The organism is Methanomassiliicoccales archaeon, from assembly GCA_014361295.1.
In the GTDB taxonomy this organism is placed as follows: domain Archaea; phylum Thermoplasmatota; class Thermoplasmata; order Methanomassiliicoccales; family JACIVX01; genus JACIVX01.
The window spans coordinates 1,555,636-1,573,848 of the sequence record JACIVX010000001.1 but is presented as its reverse complement, the minus strand read 5'-3'; the positions used below and the strand labels follow the sequence as shown (position 1 = coordinate 1,573,848).

Annotated in this window: 16 protein-coding genes and 1 tRNA gene; 10 read left to right on the top strand and 7 right to left on the bottom strand. The window is 48.4% G+C overall.

All coding sequences use genetic code 11. From position 1 onward, the window contains the following. The first annotated feature begins 12 nt into the window (after positions 1–12). A tRNA-Val gene (locus H5T41_07835) sits at positions 13–105 on the top strand. Positions 106–266: 161 nt separating this feature from the next. Here H5T41_07835 and H5T41_07830 read toward each other — a convergent pair. Continuing rightward, positions 267–1,373: a HesA/MoeB/ThiF family protein gene (locus H5T41_07830; protein MBC7108678.1), complete on the bottom strand. Its 1,107-nt coding sequence runs from the start codon at positions 1,371–1,373 to the stop codon at positions 267–269. A gap of 378 nt (positions 1,374–1,751) precedes the next feature. Between H5T41_07830 and H5T41_07825 the strand changes: the two genes are divergently transcribed. The 3 genes from H5T41_07825 to dapA (H5T41_07815) all read left to right on the top strand — a co-directional run bounded on the left by H5T41_07825 (position 1,752) and on the right by dapA (H5T41_07815) (position 6,522). After that, a complete protein-coding gene (locus H5T41_07825; GenBank protein MBC7108677.1) occupies positions 1,752–3,329 on the top strand; it encodes an NAD(P)H-hydrate dehydratase in 1,578 nt (525 codons plus the stop codon). Between the two features lie 298 nt (positions 3,330–3,627). Continuing rightward, positions 3,628–5,055: a 4-hydroxy-tetrahydrodipicolinate synthase gene (dapA, locus tag H5T41_07820; protein MBC7108676.1), complete on the top strand. Its 1,428-nt coding sequence runs from the start codon at positions 3,628–3,630 to the stop codon at positions 5,053–5,055. After that, positions 5,056–6,522: a 4-hydroxy-tetrahydrodipicolinate synthase gene (gene dapA / locus H5T41_07815; GenBank protein ID MBC7108675.1), complete on the top strand. Its 1,467-nt coding sequence runs from the start codon at positions 5,056–5,058 to the stop codon at positions 6,520–6,522. Positions 6,523–6,680: 158 nt separating this feature from the next. On the opposite strand, the gene H5T41_07810 is transcribed toward dapA (H5T41_07815), so the two are convergent. Continuing rightward, positions 6,681–7,457, bottom strand: coding sequence for an ArsR family transcriptional regulator (locus tag H5T41_07810; protein MBC7108674.1), 777 nt, complete (start codon positions 7,455–7,457; stop codon positions 6,681–6,683). A 237-nt stretch (positions 7,458–7,694) separates the two neighbouring features. On the opposite strand from H5T41_07810, the gene mtnA reads away from it, so the two are divergent. The 6 genes from mtnA to H5T41_07780 are packed head-to-tail and all read left to right on the top strand — an operon-like array spanning position 7,695 to position 12,271. Next, positions 7,695–8,699, top strand: a complete 1,005-nt coding sequence (gene mtnA / locus H5T41_07805) for an S-methyl-5-thioribose-1-phosphate isomerase (protein ID MBC7108673.1) — start codon at positions 7,695–7,697, stop codon at positions 8,697–8,699. 5 nt (positions 8,700–8,704) lie between these two features. Then, positions 8,705–9,331, top strand: a complete 627-nt coding sequence (locus tag H5T41_07800; GenBank protein ID MBC7108672.1) for a class II aldolase/adducin family protein — start codon at positions 8,705–8,707, stop codon at positions 9,329–9,331. Positions 9,332–9,368: 37 nt separating this feature from the next. Continuing rightward, positions 9,369–10,400, top strand: coding sequence for a ribosomal biogenesis protein (locus H5T41_07795; protein ID MBC7108671.1), 1,032 nt, complete (start codon positions 9,369–9,371; stop codon positions 10,398–10,400). Positions 10,401–10,448: 48 nt separating this feature from the next. Beyond that, positions 10,449–10,835 carry a translation initiation factor IF-5A gene (locus H5T41_07790; protein MBC7108670.1) on the top strand — a complete coding sequence of 129 codons (387 nt, stop codon included), beginning with the start codon at positions 10,449–10,451 and terminating at the stop codon, positions 10,833–10,835. A 1-nt stretch (position 10,836) separates the two neighbouring features. Beyond that, the gene (gene speB / locus H5T41_07785; protein MBC7108669.1) at positions 10,837–11,694 is read left to right on the top strand and encodes an agmatinase; all 858 of its coding nucleotides are present in this window, start codon (positions 10,837–10,839) and stop codon (positions 11,692–11,694) included. A 4-nt stretch (positions 11,695–11,698) separates the two neighbouring features. After that, positions 11,699–12,271, top strand: coding sequence for a TMEM165/GDT1 family protein (locus tag H5T41_07780; GenBank protein ID MBC7108668.1), 573 nt, complete (start codon positions 11,699–11,701; stop codon positions 12,269–12,271). A gap of 21 nt (positions 12,272–12,292) precedes the next feature. On the opposite strand, the gene glmM is transcribed toward H5T41_07780, so the two are convergent. Genes glmM through H5T41_07755 form a run of 5 tightly spaced genes read right to left on the bottom strand, consistent with a single transcriptional unit; the run spans position 12,293 to position 18,175 of the window. Further along, positions 12,293–13,651, bottom strand: coding sequence for a phosphoglucosamine mutase (glmM, locus tag H5T41_07775; protein MBC7108667.1), 1,359 nt, complete (start codon positions 13,649–13,651; stop codon positions 12,293–12,295). A gap of 13 nt (positions 13,652–13,664) precedes the next feature. After that, a complete protein-coding gene (locus H5T41_07770) occupies positions 13,665–14,351 on the bottom strand; it encodes a DUF47 family protein (protein ID MBC7108666.1) in 687 nt (228 codons plus the stop codon). Further along, positions 14,344–15,429, bottom strand: a complete 1,086-nt coding sequence (locus H5T41_07765) for an ABC transporter ATP-binding protein (protein MBC7108665.1) — start codon at positions 15,427–15,429, stop codon at positions 14,344–14,346. The genes H5T41_07770 and H5T41_07765 overlap by 8 nt, the downstream gene beginning before the upstream one ends. 1 nt (position 15,430) lies before the next feature. Beyond that, a complete protein-coding gene (locus tag H5T41_07760; GenBank protein ID MBC7108664.1) occupies positions 15,431–16,522 on the bottom strand; it encodes an ABC transporter ATP-binding protein in 1,092 nt (363 codons plus the stop codon). Then, positions 16,523–18,175 (bottom strand): iron ABC transporter permease, encoded by a 1,653-nt coding sequence (locus H5T41_07755; protein MBC7108663.1) that lies wholly within the window; start codon positions 18,173–18,175, stop codon positions 16,523–16,525. Positions 18,176–18,213: the final 38 nt, after the last annotated feature.

The window sequence follows — 18,213 nt, the reverse complement described above, 5'->3', positions numbered from 1 at the left end:
TTTTCGGATTCTGGGCTCATGGTCTAGTGGTTATGACGTCGCCCTCACATGTCATCTGATGACTGAGAGCGGCGAAGTTCCCCGGTTCGAATCCGGGTGAGCCCATTTTTCCGTCTTCTTCTAGACAATTGGTATTTCGAAGTTCGATCGGATATTTCGCCAAAATTAAAACATGCCAAGTATTCTTGCACTTAATCCAAGATGGTAGACAACCGTAACCAACAGTTAATCTCATTGAAGCTCCAAACGAAATTCGAACAGCCAGATCAATCATAAAAGACTTGCGACCTCGGAATCGCTAACCCATCGATGATGATCTTCTCGTAAAAGGCCAGTGCACTATCGACCTCATCCATACCTTCGATCACCGCTACCCCACTCTTCAGAAAACTGACTTTTATGCCTGGATCAAGACTGAAAGTCACACCGAGTTCTGCGTTTATCTGGATCACCGCTTTCTTTTCTAATAAGTATGACTTTAGTTCCCTCATGTTGAGGTTGAGATCGTGTCTCGGTGCGATGAGGAGACTTCTCTTCCCATCCCTTGCGCAGAGCTCCGTAACCATAGGCTCTTTCAACAGCACTGGCGGCGAAGATGACTTGGATCCACAGACTCGACAGTCCTCAGACCTTTGGATCTCTATCTCGTCGAATTTCATGTCCCAAATATCACAACAGAACAGCTTGTCAGCCAGCTGAGGCTTTTCTCCAAGTGCAATCCTAACAACTTCTGAGACTTCGACACTCGCAATGATTCCTAACACCGATGGGTGAACACCGACGACTGCGCATTTCTCAACATTTTCCTCCTCGATACCTCCCTGGAAGCATTCAAGACATGCGCTCTCGTGGGGAATTATAGTCTTCACGGTGCCATACGTCATGATCGCCGCTCCGAAGACATATGGAACTGATGCTTTCATACATGCTCTGTTAATCGCATATCGCGGCGTTATCCGATCCAAGCCGTCTACGACAACATCCATGCCTTTAATGACGTCTTCCGCCGTGCCAGAATTCACCGCAACCGTCAATGGTTCAATCTTAATCTCTGGGTTTAACTCATGGAGTTTTTTTGCCGCAACTTCTACTTTAGGATAACCCAAGTTGTTAACATCATAGAGGTATTGCCGGTGAAGGTTCGACAGCTCGACGACATCACAGTCGACTAAACGAAGATGACCGATGCCCATCGCCGCTAACTGAAAAACGACGGGGGATCCCAGACCGCCTAGGCCCACAACGCAGACCTTCGCTTCGATAAGCCGCCGCTGCCCGCGATAACCGATCTTGTCCAAAACGATCTGGCGCGAGTACCGTTCGATCTCCTTGTCCGAAAGACGACGCAGACCTTCATTGGGCATCGAACTCATCTCGAGTCCTCCTCTTTTAGAATCATCATGCACACTCTCCTCGTTGAATCTTTCTCATTTGCAGTTGTTGACCTTCACCTTTTCAATTGGATGATGACATTTGCAATCCCCAGAATTCCATTTCGTTGGATAAGTTTTCTAAATCGACAATTCGAGCCTTCATAACTACGAAACGAAAATCTTTATCCACATCGGGATAATAATTACTCGAATCCAGGAAAGCAAATCCTGAGAGCATCTCCTTAGCTCATTTAAAAATAATTTGTTGTCGAACGCTGTGATGAGATAAATGATTTTTTTCAATAATTCTTGAATTCTAAAAGAGAGGAGCAGTTTCTACTTAAGGTAAGAAAGACATGACTTTAGCGGGTGGAAAGGATGAAAGTAACCACCGTGGCTCAAATGAGAGAAATGGATCGACAAGCCGTTGAAAAATATGGGATTGACGAGCTTCTACTTATGGAGAACGCAGCTCTTGCTGTTTATGAAGTCATTATGAGAGAATTGAATGGCGTCGCGGGAAAGAATTTCGTCGTGTTTTGCGGTCCAGGCAACAACGGTGGCGACGGTCTTGCTGTTGCCAGAAAAATCGATTCAAGCGGAGGCAGAGTCAAAGTATTTCTGCTGCGCCAGAAAGACGAATTCAAGGGGATTGCGAAAAAGAACCTCGAAATGGTCGAACGAAGGAATTTGGAAATTGTTGTGATCAACTCCGCTGAAGATGCTGCCTCGGCAATTGCACAATGCGATGCAGTCATCGATGCAATCCTCGGCACCGGTATTACGAAAGAGGTTACGGGGATTTTCAAAGAAGTCATCGAACTCATCAATCGCTGCAAGAAGCCGATTTTCAGCGTTGACATTCCATCTGGCATAAGTGGGGATAGCGGACTCGTCATGGGGGTTGCAGTGAAAGCAAATTACACGATTACATTCGGTCTTCCGAAGATCGGCAATGTCGTTCACCCGGGATACGAACACTCAGGAAAGCTGTTCGTTTCGCATATTTCATTTCCTCCAGCACTTTATAATGACGATTCAATAAAGGTCGAGATCAGCATCCCTCAAGAGATCCCATCGAGAAAACAGGATGCGCACAAAGGAACTTTCGGTGAGATGCTGTTCATTGCTGGTGCCAGAGCGTATCTCGGTGCTCCTTATTTCTCAGCAATGAGCTTTCTCAAGGCTGGCGGAGGGTACTCAAGACTCGCGACACCGATCTCCGTATCATTCTTCATCGCCAGCAAGGGAAGCGAGATCGTTATCATTCCTCAAAAAGAGACCGAAACCGGCAGTATCGCACTCGAGAACAAGGAATCATTACTTGAGCTCGCAAACAGGATGGATATGGTGATCGTCGGACCAGGTCTTTCGCTGAACGAGGAGACACAGGAGCTGGTAAGATGGCTAACTGAAAGAATCGAAAAACCCCTTCTCATCGACGGCGACGGTATCACGGCCGTCACAAAGAATCTCGACTGCGTTAGAAAGAGGAAAACAACAACAATTCTTACCCCTCATACAGGCGAGATGTCAAGAATCACTGGCATAAAGACTTCCGAAATCAGGAAAGACAGGATAGGCATTGTCCAGAGGACGACGAAGGATCTGAATGCGATCATCGTCCTGAAGGAAGGAATCTCATTTATAGGCTATCCGGACGGCAGAGTCTATATCAACATGACTGGCAACTCAGGCATGTCCACAGCTGGCAGCGGCGATGTTTTAACGGGAAGCATCGCGGCGATGTACGGACTTGGATTGCCGATCGAGGAAGCTGTGAAAGCTGGCGTTTTCATACACGGACTCGCTGGCGATATGGCCGCAGAAGTGATCGGACAGGATGGGATGACGGCCCAGGATGTCCTCAACTTCATGCCAGCAGCGGTCAGATACTATCGAACCCATTATGAAGAGATACGCAGAACCCTCTATGGCAAGATCACCGTCGTCTGACGCATCCCTTCGAACACGAGTACGAAGCACGACCGAGCTTAGCCTGCGCGTACATTCGCTTCACAGAGAATCGACGATTCGAATCACATCACCATCTTATGATCAAAAGAATAAGAAACCCGATCACTTTCAGCAACAAGAATTATATGAATCGACAGTGAATTCGAATCGAATTTCCTGGCTTTTTCTATTATCTAGCATCTTCGATTCATTCGACTCGGAAATCATCGCTCGATTGTCTCAACAGACCTTAATTTAATATCCCTCGTTCCCCATGCAGAGGCAGAGGATTGAATTCATGAGCAAGAAATTCAGGCTCCAGGGAGTTTATCCCGCTCTCGTAACGCCTTTTGACAAAAAGGAGGAGGTCAACGAGGAGGCTTTTCGCGCTCTCATCAGAAGTGTTTTCGACCACGTAGACGGATTCGTCCCATGCGGTACAACCGGTGAATTTGAATACATGAAATACGAAGAGAGGAAACGAATTTTCGACATCTGCATTGACGAGGCGAATGGCAAGAAACCGGTCATTGCTGGAACCGGTGATCCTTGCACCCGGAACGTCATCGAATTGTCAAAGTATGCCGAAGACGCTGGTGCTGACGCTTGCCTTGTCGTCACACCTTATTTCCTTCATCCCTCCGACAAAGGAATCTATGAACACTTTTACCAGCTATCACGTGCAGTTGACATTCCAATCATCATGTACAACATCCCGCAGACAGTCGGTGGCTATCTTCCAAGGAGAGTTATCGAGGACCTCGCCGAGATCGACAACATCGTCGGTTTGAAGGATTCGTCAGGGAATCTAACTTACACAATGGAGGTCCTCGAAAAGGTTGGCGATAAGATCGATATCGTCGTCGGTCATGATGAGGTCGTGCTTCCAGCGCTCGCAGGAGGATGCACCGGGATGATTCTCGCGAGCGCACAGATTTATCCTGATATCTGGCAGAAGGTTTACAGGGCCGTCAGAGAGGGGAATCTCGTGGAGGCGAGGAAACAGCAGTTGAAGGTCCAAAAGCTCTCGAGAATTTTCTGTAGGTACGGCGGGCCAGTACCAATCAAAATCGCGCTCAAGTACATGGGACTCGATATGGGGAAGACGAGGAGCCCCCTGAAGGAGGGCGGTGTGATTCTCCACGAGGATCGAGAGGAAATCAGGCTCGAGCTCGAGAAAATCGGCAAGATTCCAGTGTCTGAGCCGCCAGTCGAAGCCCCTGAACTCCCCCTCGAGAAGAGATTCGAAGATATCGGAATTTCTGCAGCTGAACTCAGCAATAATATGATCTACATTGGAAGTGCGTCCGCTGGTACTGGCATCAACAAGGTGCGCGTCGACCTCGTTGCCGGTCCGAAAGACGGGGCTGTCGGCGTCGCATTCGCAAGCCAACTCGTGTATCTCAGAAGGGGATATGAAGCACTGCCAGCGATCCTTGAACCGAATCTATCCGCGAAGCCGAGTTGCCTAATTGTTCCAACGGTCGAACTCAAGAACCTCCGTCAGGCAAACATCATGTACGGTCCAGCCCAGGCAGGAATCGCGAAAGCGATTGCAGATAAGGTAGAGATGAATGTGATCCCGAAAGATATCATCGACACGCATGTAATGCTCGTTAAAGCTTTCGTGCATCCAAATGCTCTCGAACGGGGGATCCTTTACAAAAACTTCTACGATGCGACGGTGCGCGCGATTGATATGGCGTTCGGAAGGGGGGTGATGTGAATGCCCAGGGCTGAATGGTTAAAGGGGATCTATCCAGCGATCGTGACACCTTTCAAGAAGGATGAAACGATCGACGAGGAAGCACTGAGGAATCTCGTTGATTTTCTCATCAAGGATGTCAACGGTTTCGTCGTTGCTGGAACGACAGGGGAATTCGTTTATCTGACGGATGAAGAGAGACTAAGGACACTTGAGATCGTCATTGATCAGGTCAACAAGAGAGTCCCTGTGATTGCTGGTACAGGTGCGAGCAGCACGAAGGCGACCGTCGAGTTAACGCAGAGAGCAAAGGATATGGGGGCGGATGCGGCGCTCGTTGTCACTCCTTATTATTTCAACCCAACGTGGAAGGAGATCTACGAGCATTTTGACGCGGTCAACGAGGTTGGCCTTCCGATTATCCTGTACAACATTCCACAATGCGCCGGCATGCACCAGCAGTGGTGGACAACAGAAGGACTTGCGTACCTGGATCATGTTATCGGTGTCAAGGACTCGAGTGGCGATCTGCCTTACATGACCGCGCTCTTCGAGAAGATACGAGGAAAAATCAATATTCTCTGCGGTTACGACGAGGTGGGAACTGCTGCACTGCTCAGCGGTGCGGACGGACTGATACTCGCAAGTGCCAATCTCATTCCTGATATCTGGCAGAAAATCTATCAGCATGTCCAAAGGGGTGAAATCGAAGAGGCGAGACAGCTTCAACAGAAGATCCAGAAACTCGTCAGGATCATCGCGAGGACCAGCGGAAATCAAGCAGTCAAGGAAGGGCTGTGGATGATGGGCATCGATGTCGGATATTCGCGAAGACCGACGATGCCTGGAGACGCATTCAGGCACGAGGATAGAGAGGAGATGAGAATCGAACTGGAAATCCTAGGTAAGATCAAGCCGAGGGAGACCACTTACATTCTCGGAGACAAAAAAATAATCACAAGAGTTCCCGCGACACCTCAAACACCCACGGTCGTTGAGAATTTCTCGCTTAAAGTCGGCGAAGGTTATGCTGGGCCGCCTTATCACGAAATTGCCCACACAGACCTGTTGATCGGTATCAAAGGAGGACCGGTCGACATTGCGATCGAGAGAGCACTCCAAGCCGACGCAGGCCAGGGAAAGATGAGAATCGTTCACGATCTGCCTAAAACCTTACTTGTCCCGACAGTCACGCCGAGAACGAAGAAACAGGAAGAGCTGCTGTATGTTCACGCCGTCGCTGGACTCAAATGGGCCATCGAGGCGAGCATCCAGGACGGTTTCCTGCCGAAGGAGATCCTCGACGACATCGTTCTCCTCGCGAATGTTTTTGTTCACCCCGCAGCTGCCAACAGGCACAGGGTGAAGGTCAACAATTACAAGGCGGCGAGATATGCGATCAGAAAAGCAATCGAGGGAAGACCGACGCTCGACGAGATCTTCTATCAGAAAGAATCAGTGAGGCATCCATTCAAATACACGCCATAATCGGATTGTGGACTCAGAAAAATGCAGGGGCTTCGCGCCCCGATATCTATTTATTTTTTACAAAAACTCGAAAGATTTACTTCAGCGATACTAAAAGGTCATCGGTCATTCTCGAACTTGCGTCACTTTGAGCTGTTGAATCTATTTCGATCGGCAGATCAGGCATGGCTTTTTGATGCTGGTTCGACTAAATATTTACAATGGCTGTAGCCACTCGCAAGGCACTCCGCATCGACCACGATGTTTAAACACATGCCCGTGCGGTTCTCGAGGATTGCTCCAATGATTCCCTCATTAAGAATGCAAAAGCTCCTTCCGGTCTCAGGCATTCGATGACAATTGTATTCATCTCTGATGATCAATACAAGAGGTCTAACTGAGTAAACGCAGACCTCACCAAGCTCGTGTGTTTCGTAAAACTCCTGAATTTCTTTGATAAGTTCTTCAAGAGAATTCGATTTCATCCGTTTCGAAATCTCCGTCCCAATCATCTTTCCGATGTCTTTGAGCATCGGCTCCATTCTAAGTCCTATTGACTCCATGCCAAGAATGATCGACCTGATAACCCCTTTGAGAAAAGTGCTCGGCATGCCGATTGATCCTGCGATCGTTTTTCCGATAGCATCTTTTAAATCGTCTCTCGGGCTAGTCGAGGAGCCGATGGGTTTTGATATCAAATGATAAATTTTCCTTCTACTGTCGGTCGGATCCTCCCTACATGCAATCAGTTTTTCTCTGACCAGTTCTTCCAGATGTCCAGAAATCGTTGACTGCGCTTTACCTGTGATGTTCGCGATGTCGCTAAGGCTCAGCTCTTTATCTTGCAATTCGCTCAGAATCCTTTGACGCAGAGGATTTGAGATTTGCTTCAGACCGTTTGAAGTCAAATAGACCTGGAAGAAACGATCCATTACTACATCACCAGTGTTCTGCATTATGGATGAATCTGACATGAGGAAATTCATATTTTACACTCCTGAAGGAGTATAAGAATCATTCCCTCGCTGGATGGTACATCCACATTAAACAATCGATAAATTTGAAGATGCTGGGTATTTACTATTTTTGACAAAATATATCCAGAAAGAATGTTGTCTCCGGGTGGAGCATATATCCACCTTGATGAAACCAATATTTTTTCTAAGTCGAGGTCAATTTCAGGATGTGAGAGCTTGAGGGTCATTGTTGAAGGAAAGCTGACTGAAGTGAGAGCGGTATGGTTCGAGAATAATAAGGTAAAGATGATCGACCAGCGAATACTTCCCCTCGAATTCAAAATTTTGTCATTTTACAAATGCAGCGAAGTGGCCGAGGCGATAAGGAATATGACGATCAGAGGCGCTCCCTCAATCGGTGCGGCAGCTGCCTACGGTCTAACTCTTGGTGCTCTTCGTGGTGACAATTTGGAAACAGCAACGAATATGTTGAGACGAACTCGTCCGACTGCAAACGATCTTTTTTACGCGATCGACTACATGCTCAACGCCATCGCATCCGGCAAAGATCCTATCACGGCCGCAAATGCTTATGCCGATGCGATCGTTGAAAAATGCAAAAGAATTGGAAAACACGGCTCATCGCTCATAAAAAACAATTCTAAGGTGATGACCCACTGCAACGCAGGGGCTCTCGCTTCTGTCGATGTTGGTACGGCCCTCGCACCGCTCCGCATTGCACGCGACGAAGGAAAAAATTTTTTTGTCTATGTTTCGGAAACAAGACCTCGTCTCCAAGGTATGAGACTCACCTCATGGGAGCTGCTGAATGAGGGAATTCCCCACGCGATCATCGCCGATGCCGCTTCTGGACATTACATGAAAAAAGATGTTGATGTTATCATCGTCGGCGCCGACAGAATCGCGTCAAATGGGGATTTTGCGAATAAAATTGGAACATTCGAAAAAGCGGTCCTTGCCAAAGAGCTCGGAATACCTTTCTATGTCGCAGCACCCGTTTCAACATTCGATTTCTCCATCGAAAGCGGGGACGAGATACCTATTGAGAGCAGAAGCGAGGATGAAGTAATGGAAATAGAAGGACGAAGAATTGCACCTGAGGGTGCAAGCGCGCTCAACCCAGCATTCGATGTGACCCCGAACAAGTATGTGACCGGATTCATCACAGAGATCGGCATTCTCAAGCCGTCTGAGATCTCTAAAATGAAAATAAAGAGATGAGATGAATGACCATCGAAGAAAAGCTGAGAAAAGAGATAGTCAGGTACGGAAGATTGCTTTACGAAAGAGGTTTGAACACGGGCATGGCAGGCAATATCAGCGCGAGAGTTGACGATGATCGCATACTCATCACACCCTCTGGTCGATGCAAGGGTTTTCTGAAAGAAAATGAAATTCTGATCGTAACGATAAAAGATGGAAAGGCGTCTGGAAAGGGAAAACCGTCCATCGAAACCCCCATGCATATCGCGATTTACGAGAGAAGGAAAGATGTTGGAGCGGTGATCCACACCCATCCCATATACTCAACTGTACTCGCAGTTGCTGGCGTACCTCTGAAAACCGCATTGACACCTGAGGGTCCTCTTGTACTCGGAAAAGTGCCGCTCATCCCATACAGAGTGCCGGGCACACATGATCTCGGTGAGTGCGTCGCGGCAATGATCGGCGACAACAATGCCTGTCTGCTGGAAAAACACGGCGCTTTGTCCGTTGGTTCGAATCTTGAGGAAGCTTTCTTGCGCCTTGAAACACTCGAATTCCTCGCAACGATTCAGGTTCACCTGACGCATTTCGGTGAAGTCGAAGAACTGCCGGAAGAGGCGTTGAAGGCGATCAATACGAAAAAGTGACAACAAAAAGAATAGGGAGCGTGGATATTCACTACCAATGATTCTCGTTACGAAATGGTTCGGGGTTTTTCTTTGCGACGGACAGAAAATCAAGAAATACATCCTCTTCGAAAAAAATCCGAAGACCATCGCACAGAAGCTCGCCTCTATCCAGAAGGGTGAAATTTTACCGGAAGAGAGAGAACTCGCTCAAAAAAGAGTGCAGGTCGCTGATATTCGACTCGCTGAGCTGGGAAAGCCGGTGTATGTTGACACTTCCTTCATCAAGCCAGAAGATTTCTCATTTTCAGAGACACTGATGCATGAAGCGATGGTTGAATTGGGCAAATTGAGAACGAGAGAATCAGTTCAACCTGATCGGTTAATCGTGCAGGCAATCAGGGCGATCGACGACATCAATGAATCAATCAACGTGATGAGCGAAAGGCTGCACGAATGGTATGGCCTTCATTTCCCTGAGCTCAACGATTATGCGAAAGAGAAGAAATACACTGATCTCATTGCCAGGCACGGCAGGCGTGAGAGCATAATAGAGGAAATTGGCGTCGAAATCGAATCAATTGGAGGAGAAATGCTAGATGAAGATCTCGATGCGATCAGAATGCTCGCCTCCTCAATTCTCAAACTTTACGACACAAAAGAACACTTTGAAAACTACATTTCCCGCAAAATGGAAGAAATCGCACCGAATCTGACAACACTGCTCTCCGCCAACCTTGCTGCCAGACTGATCTCTCTTGCAGGAAGTCTTGAAAGGCTGTCGAAACTTCCGTCCAGCACTGTTCAACTGCTCGGTGCGGAAAAAGCAATGTTTCTTCATTTGAAAAATCATAAGAAGCCGCCGAAACATGGGATTATATATCAGCATCCTGCCGTTCACAGAGCTCCCTACTGGCATAGGGGAAAGATCGCGCGCTCCCTCGCATCGAAAATCACGATTGCGGCAAGAGTCGATTACTGGCGAGGAGAATTCATCGGCGATCGACTTGTTGAAGAGCTGGATAGAAGGAAAAAGGAAATTGAAGATAAATATCCGGCACCGCCGAAGAAACCGCACGGCAAACGCTGACATGAGCAAACTATTTAAATCGCATTCTGTTACCAATGGCTGATAGACATGACATGGACGCAGGCTGAAGTAAGGGAACTCAAAGAAGGAAGGTACATCCTCATCGATGATGAACCATGCAAGATCATTTCAATCACGACATCAAAGCCAGGGAAGCATGGCGAAGCGAAAGCTCGAATCGATGCGATCGGGATATTTGATGAACAAAAGAGAAGTATTGTTCATCCTGTGAAACACAAAGTCCAGGTGCCTATTATTGACAAGAGAAAAGCGCAGGTTCTAGCGATCGTCGGCGATGAGGCACAGCTCATGGACCTTGAGACATACGAGAATTTTCAGTTACATATTCCAGAAGAACTTAAGGGACAATTGAAACCTGGCGAGGAGGTCATGTACCTCGTTGCAATGGGTAAGAGAAAGATCACCAGGGTCTGATATGAATATTTCAAATCTGCGGTTCGCGGATGCGAACGCTTCCTTTGATGACGCATCATTTGTCATCATGGGCATCCCATTCGACCGGACAACCTCATTCCGCCCAGGCGCTCGGTATGCTCCGAACGCAATAAGAATCTCCTCTTACAACTTCGAGACGCTACTTTTCGAGCATGGGATTGACCTCGTTGATATCCCTATACACGATGCTGGCGACTTCGAGGAAGTGGGAACTGTTGACGATATGGTCGACGGTGTTCTCGAAGTTGCAAAGAAGATTGTAAAGGCTGGGAAATTCCCTCTCTTCATAGGCGGAGAGCACTCAGTGACAATACCGACGGTCAGGTCATTTGACGACATCGGTGTCATCACAATTGACGCACACCTCGACTATCGGGAAAGCTATCTAGGCCTAAAAAACAGCCACGCCTGCGTCACCAGAAGAATTTCTGAACATGTTGGATTAGATAATGTTGTAGTTTTTGGCGTCCGTTCGATTTCTTCCGATGAAATAGGAGATAGGATGCCAAAATACTTCGATGCCTTCACGATCAGGGAGATGGGGGTCGAAGAGGCGTTCAGGAAGGCATTGAGCCTGATAAAAAAAGATAGGATTTTCTTCTCTCTGGACATCGACGGCATCGATCCGGCCTACGCTCCTGGGACTGGAACGCCAGAACCTTTCGGTCTTTCCCCTTATGATGTGAAGAAATGCCTTAACATCGTTGCCCCCAAACTCGTCGGCTTTGATGTGAGCGAAGTTTCGCCACCATATGATAACGGGAACACCGCTGCTCTCGCGGCCAGGATGATGAGAGAAGTGATCGCGGTCGTGTGGAAACAACGATCGTTGCGGTGATCAAATGGATCTTGCACCGCTTATCTCCGCCTTCATTCTGATCGCACTGACGGAGATCGGCGACAAGACGATGATCGCCGTCATTACCCTCTCCTCAAAACATTCCCGCCAGTCGGTCTTTATCGGGGCAATGCTCGCTCTGGGAACCGTCTCCGCTATCGGCGTTTTGATCGGAGATGCCCTTTTCGAAATTATTTCGAGAGAAATCATCGAGATCGCGGCAGGCGCCTTGTTTATTCTTGCGGGCCTCTTAATGCTACTCCTACCTGAAAAAGAGGAGAGGATTGAAAAGGTGAAATACGAGCGGATGGGCGGTCTTCTTGGCTCATTCATTTTCGTGACACTAATGGAGCTCGGAGACAAGACACAGCTTTCTATCATCGCTCTGTCTGCTGAGTCTGGTGCAGGCTTCTTTGTGTTTACTGGTGCGATGGCGGCATTCGCCCTCATCACGCTCATCGAGGTCTTTTTTGGCGGCGAGATCGGCAAGAGGGTCGATCGAAAATACATAAAAATCGCCAGCGGTGCTGTCTTCTTGGTCTTCGGCCTCATTTTCATCATTCAGGCATTGATATAGGCGTAGGTCAAGGGCTAGAACTCAATCATTGACTCTTTGAATGATCTCACGAAGCATCGTTTTGAATTCCGCGAAATAGTGCTTCGCATCTGCCTCAGTCATACCCTCGACGATCAAACGAAAAATCGGCTCGGTACCGGACGGTCTGATCAGCACCCAGCCATCGTCGAAGAAAATTTTGATGCCATCCGTCGTGTCGATCGTCTTTTCGCGAAAGCGATTGCATAGTTGTGCCATAACATCCTGCTTAATCTCATTTCTGCATTCGACCTTCCCCTTGATCAGAGAGTACCGTGGTATTTCATCCAAGAGGCTTGATAATTTCCCTTCCTTCGATACTATCTCTAGCATCTTTGCAACGGTCATGAGACCGTCACGACAATACTGATGCTCAGGGAATATCAAGCCACCATTCTCTTCGCCACCGAAGACCGCACCAGTGCTCTTCATTTCCCTCGCGACGATTGGAGCGCCGACTTTCGTGTATTTTATTTGTCCGCCTGCAGCAATCACCACGTCCTCAACGCACCGCGAAGTACTCACAGGTGTGACGACGAGCCCTCCTCCTCTTGACCTAACAATACTTCGCGCGATCAGCGCAAGACTTCGATCGCCATGCACAAATTTCCCGTTCTCGTCGATGAAAATGGTTCGATCAGCATCGCCGTCATGTGCAATTCCAAGATCTGCAGAGGTCTTCTTCACAAGCGCAATCAAATCCGAAAGATTCTCTTCCGTTGGTTCACTCGGTCGACCTGGAAAAGTGCCCTGTGGGTTGCAGTTGAGTGTGATAGCTCGAACCCCGAGTGATTCGAGAAGCCGGGGTGTTGTGATGGAGCCCGCGCCATTTGCGCAATCGACGACAACCGTCATCGACGCCTTTCGAATCGCATCCCGATCAACATGTCCTGCAATCGAGTCAAGATATAGATTGGGGGCGTTTGATTGATGGTGTAATGATCCAACCGTGTCCCATTCTTTGACGGCGAAGGAGCGGTCAAAAAAGATCTTCTCGATTCTCTCTTCATCCTCTCTTGCCATTTCTGTGCCATCTGCCGCGATACACTTGATTCCGTTGAATTCCGGTGGATTATGAGAAGCCGTTATCACAACGCCACCATCGAGTTTTCTTGCTTTAACATAGTACTGGAGTGCTGGCGTCGGGAGAATGCCAAGATCGAACACCCTCACCCCTGTTGACATCAACCCTGCAGATACTGCACATTTGAGCATTTCTCCCGAGATGCGCGAATCCATTCCGATCGCTAACTTTCCTCCAAGCGCAGTGCCTATTGCCCTACCTAGATCCATTGCGAGCTCGATACTCATTTCCGAGTTGACAATTCCCCGTACGCCGTTTGTCCCGAAGAGTCTACGCATCACCGATGATCCCTTACCTTGCCCGGTGCTGTTCGGCCGTTAGAAGAATATGTATGATATCCGCTGTATCTTTGCAGCTGTCAGCCGAATTCTCGATTCCATGCAGAATGTCCCTCATAAGAAAGATCGCTCTTGGATCCATTTGCGCAAAAAGAATCTGCTTCTTTGTGTCGAAATACATCTCATCAAGATTATGTTCTGCAGTCTCAACCTCACGCTCGTGTTTAACAACCTCCTCCTCGTTGACGCCAAGGTTGTCGATACTCATTTTCAGCATCCGTGTGGCCCGCTCGAGTTCGGCCGTCATCGCATGGTACTTCTCCCAAAGAGACTTCGGCACTTCCACGCCTGCTTCGATAATCATCTGTAGATTCAATGCCGCCTCTTTGCCCCAATCCGCCACATAGTCCATCCTGCGCACAAGATGCATCAAATCTTCCCTTTCCCTCGCATCGAGATCGCCCTTGCTGAGCTCTTCGCTGATCGTCGACTCATAAAAATCTGCTTCTTTTTCGGAGACGAGAAGTCTCTGTATCGCCTCAAGCGCCTTCGTCCTTTCACCATTGCCGATTGCCGCAATCGCCCTGTTGAGCTCCGCGATCGTGTCGCTCACGCGAAGCGCATGATTTCTGATTCCGTTCATCACCACAGACTCACGACGCCTACTGAACCAATCCAACAGTGATCTCTTTTCACTCAAGACTTATCGCCTCCTCGATTCCGCCCGGACCCCTTGCGAACACGAGCGCCGAGTCCTTTTCGAATGATAAATGAATTTCATCCCCAATATTATATTCACGTTTTTTTGACGTTGGAATGTCAAATTCAATGGTTTCCTCTGTTTTTGCCTTGGCAATCACACGAATGAATGTGCCGATATACCTCATATCGGTAACGACTGCCTGGATTCCGTGTTCAGAGGAAAAGAGATTTTCTGGCCTGACTGAGACAACGACGGCATCGCCCTCCCTGAAATTTGAAGGGGAGGCAGCGATCACCGTTCCGTCTCTCAGTTCAACCTCCGTCTCGTTTTCACAAGCACGTGTTACCCAACCCTCAAGCAGATTCGTTTCGCCGATGAAATTCGCCGTGAAAATATTTTCAGGCCTTGTATAAATTTTCATCGGCGTCCCGATTTCAACGATTTTCCCGCTTCTCATTACGACAATTCTGTCTGAAACACTCATCGCCTCTTCTTGGTCATGTGTGACATGAAGTGCTGTGAGACCAAGGGACTTAACGAGTCTTCTAAGTTCATATCTGAGGTCAACCCTGACCCTCGCATCGAGCGCCGAAAGCGGTTCATCAAGAAGAAGCAGTTTAGCCCCTGTCGATAAAGCGCGCGCAAGCGAAACTTTTTGTTGCTCGCCACCACAAAGGGAAGAAGGGAACATCTTCATCTTGTCGAGCAATTTGACAAGATCGAGATACTGATGCGGGATTTTTTCCAATTCGTTTCGATCAGCGCCCTTGACCCGGAGACTATAAGCGACATTCTCATAAACATCGAGATGCGGGAAAAGCGCGATGTTTTGAAAAACGTAACCGATATCGCGTTCTTCTATTGGCACACCCCTCATATTCTTGCCATCAATGAACACCTCGCCAGAACTGGGTTCGAGAATGCCGGCGATGATTTTTACGAGCGTTGTCTTACCACACCCAGAAGGGCCGAGGATCGTCACATATTCCCTGTCCTCAATTCTCAGATTAACGTTTTCTGCTGCAATGACGCGTCCCCATTTCATCGTGACGTTCCTCAATTCCACCGTCGGCATCTCATTCCACCTTCAACTCCTCATCAAGGTTGCATTTCTCGAGTGAAAAGATAGAGGCCTTTTCGGCATCCCAGCGTATACCGACCTCGTCTCCCACCTTGATTCTGTCGAGGAACTTCGCCGGTATCTTTGACGAGCATCGTCCCATTCCCTTGATCGAGATATCCACAAAAAGATTGCGCCCTTCGAACAGAATTCGCTCGACCGCGCCAGTCAAATAACCATCCTCAGATTTCACGATCTCGGTGTTGCCAACCTTAACCGCGATGACAACACATTCGCCCGCTTTATAATGCGAGTGTCGAGCTGGCATCGTCCTTCCCTGCTTATCTTTAACAAGAGTCACATCATTGCTGCTGACGACAACACCTCTAAAGAAATTCGACTGGCCGACAAAATTCGCCACAAATGGCGAATTGGGATAATCAAAAACCTCCTCGGGGGTTCCGATCTGTGCGATCTTTCCTTTCCTGATCACTGCGATTCGATCGGCCATGACCAGGGCTTCTTCTTGATCATGAGTCACATGAATCGTCGTGATGCCGAGAGACTTTGCAAGGGAACGAAGCTCTCGTCGCAGACCCAATCGCAGCCGCGCGTCGAGAGCCCGAAGTGGTTCATCTAAGAGGAGAACTTCCGCACCCGATGCGAGTGCCCTCGCGAGTGCTGTGCGCTGCTGCATCCCCCCACTTAATTCTCTCGGGTAAGCATCGGCTCGGCGCGAGAGACGAACGAGGTCAAGCATCTCAGCCAGTGTCCGCTTTTTTACTTCATCTGGCCAATCTCTGATATTCGGCCCAAAAACGATATTCTCTGCGACCGTCATATGAGGGAAAAGTGAGTATGTCTGAGATAAAAAGACCGCCTTGCGTTCCTCTGGTTCGACATGCGTCACTTCTCTGTCATCGAAATAAATTTTCCCAGAATCAGGAGTAGTAAGACCAGCGATAATCCTCAATGTCGTCGTTTTGCCAGCTCCCGTGGGTCCAAGAAGACACAGATACTCACCGTTATGAACGGTGAGATCGAGATTATCAAGAGCCTGAGTTGAACTATACGATTTCTTGATACATTCTAGTCGTATCTCTGGCATTTAGACGCTCCTCCCTTTCTTTCTCGTCAGATACCGCAGCAGGAGCATCGCAGCATAAGATACGGAAATGAGTGCGATGCAAGCTAGACCGGCAAGGTAGTATTCCTGGCCTTTCACAAGCTCAACGATATAAACAGGCGCTGTCAACGCCTCGCTAACAACCGCCTGCGTAGCCCCAGTCTCACCAAGGCTTCTCGTGAAGGCCATAATCGAACCTGCGAGAATGGAGCTCTTGATCATTGGATAAAGCACGCGACGGAATGCCTGGATCGGTTTGGCGCCGAGCGTTCTCGCCGTTTCTTCATACGAGGGGTCAATCTCTTCAATCGCACCAGCAACATTCCTGACGACGAGCGGATAAGTGAAAGCAACGTGGGCCATGATAATCAGCAAAGTTGGAACGGCGGGAATGAAAGGTTGATCGCTATAAAATTGGCCAAGGGAAAACCCTAGTGCTGCCGTTGGAACGATCAACGGCACATTAACAAGGACGTCGAGCACGCTTGATATTTTTCTTGATTCACTTCTCACGATGAAAAACGCAAGCGGAATGCCGAAGGAGAGGTCGATAAGGGTCACGACAAATGCGATTCCAAAGGAATAAAAGAGACTGCTCCAGAATCCACCCCAGTCACCACCCGATGGTGAAGCCGTTGCAACATATGAAAAAATGAAAAAAGAAGGAAGCAAAACAAAGAAAAGAAGAAAAATGAGAGAAAGAGCGTCTTTCAATTTCGGGGCGAAGCCCCGACTCAAAATTTTTTCTGGTCGCGGCCAGACCTTCCCGAAAGGCAATCTTACTTTCATCACGATGACCTTCAATATCGCAAGAAGAATGAGTGCGATAATGATGAGCAAAATGCTGACGAACGATAGCTGCGGAATCAGTTCAGGATGAGTCACCGATAGTTTCTTCCATTCACCTATGAGAGTTGGTCCTGTGTTAAACCCAGCCGCATTCGCCATCGTCGCGAGGGCAATCATCGTTCCGCCTGTTTCGCTAAGACTGCGCGAAAAACAAAGAATGATACCCGTCACGAGACCAGCCCTGAAAAGCGGAAGGGTGATCGTCCTTGCCGCGGTTAGCTTGCTTGCACCGAGTGTCTGGCCTGCGATTTCGTATGTGACATCAATCTGTTCGAGAATCGCTGCAAGGGATCTTACCATGTAGGGATAAGAGAAAACGATATGCAGGAGGATGACAAGGAGCATCGGCGATGAGACTGCTCCGAGTGCAAAAGGCGGTGCCTCGATCGAGGGGGGCGTCGTTGCCCAGAAGATGGCGCTCGAGAAACCGAGCGCGGCGGTCGGAACAGCAAGCGGCATATCAATCAGCGTGTCAAGAAACCTCTTACCTCTGAACTCCTTGCGCACGAGGAGCCATGCGAGCGGAAGGCCGACAATGAAATCGACAACGGTCACGATCGTTGCGATTTCAAACGAGGCGGCAATCGAACTGAGGATGATATTGATCGTCTCACGGTCGCTGAGTACATTGGTTTCAATCGCGCTCCAGTGTGTGAAGACATATGAAAGAATATAGACGGTTGGAAGTATGACAAAGACGAGGAAAAAGAAAATAATGAAAGCGTTCCAGCCCTTCCGAAACGACTTTTTGCTGATAATGTTGAGTATTGTGTCGATGTAACTCATTTCGGTCCCTGGTACGCGTTACCTGAAACGGTTTTCAA

What these genes read in the sequence shown, in the direction of transcription:
- H5T41_07830 (MBC7108678.1), bottom strand. Translation starts at nt 1,373, where the DNA reads ATGAGTTCGATGCCCAATGAAGGTCTGCGTCGTCTTTCGGACAAGGAG.
- H5T41_07825 (MBC7108677.1), top strand. Translation starts at nt 1,752, where the DNA reads ATGAAAGTAACCACCGTGGCTCAAATGAGAGAAATGGATCGACAAGCC.
- dapA (MBC7108676.1), top strand. Translation starts at nt 3,628, where the DNA reads ATGAGCAAGAAATTCAGGCTCCAGGGAGTTTATCCCGCTCTCGTAACG.
- dapA (MBC7108675.1), top strand. Translation starts at nt 5,056, where the DNA reads ATGCCCAGGGCTGAATGGTTAAAGGGGATCTATCCAGCGATCGTGACA.
- H5T41_07810 (MBC7108674.1), bottom strand. Translation starts at nt 7,457, where the DNA reads ATGCAGAACACTGGTGATGTAGTAATGGATCGTTTCTTCCAGGTCTAT.
- H5T41_07800 (MBC7108672.1), top strand. Translation starts at nt 8,705, where the DNA reads ATGACCATCGAAGAAAAGCTGAGAAAAGAGATAGTCAGGTACGGAAGA.
- H5T41_07795 (MBC7108671.1), top strand. Translation starts at nt 9,369, where the DNA reads ATGATTCTCGTTACGAAATGGTTCGGGGTTTTTCTTTGCGACGGACAG.
- H5T41_07790 (MBC7108670.1), top strand. Translation starts at nt 10,449, where the DNA reads ATGACATGGACGCAGGCTGAAGTAAGGGAACTCAAAGAAGGAAGGTAC.
- speB (MBC7108669.1), top strand. Translation starts at nt 10,837, where the DNA reads ATGAATATTTCAAATCTGCGGTTCGCGGATGCGAACGCTTCCTTTGAT.
- H5T41_07780 (MBC7108668.1), top strand. Translation starts at nt 11,699, where the DNA reads ATGGATCTTGCACCGCTTATCTCCGCCTTCATTCTGATCGCACTGACG.
- glmM (MBC7108667.1), bottom strand. Translation starts at nt 13,651, where the DNA reads ATGCGTAGACTCTTCGGGACAAACGGCGTACGGGGAATTGTCAACTCG.
- H5T41_07765 (MBC7108665.1), bottom strand. Translation starts at nt 15,429, where the DNA reads ATGCCGACGGTGGAATTGAGGAACGTCACGATGAAATGGGGACGCGTC.
- H5T41_07760 (MBC7108664.1), bottom strand. Translation starts at nt 16,522, where the DNA reads ATGCCAGAGATACGACTAGAATGTATCAAGAAATCGTATAGTTCAACT.
- H5T41_07755 (MBC7108663.1), bottom strand. Translation starts at nt 18,175, where the DNA reads ATGAGTTACATCGACACAATACTCAACATTATCAGCAAAAAGTCGTTT.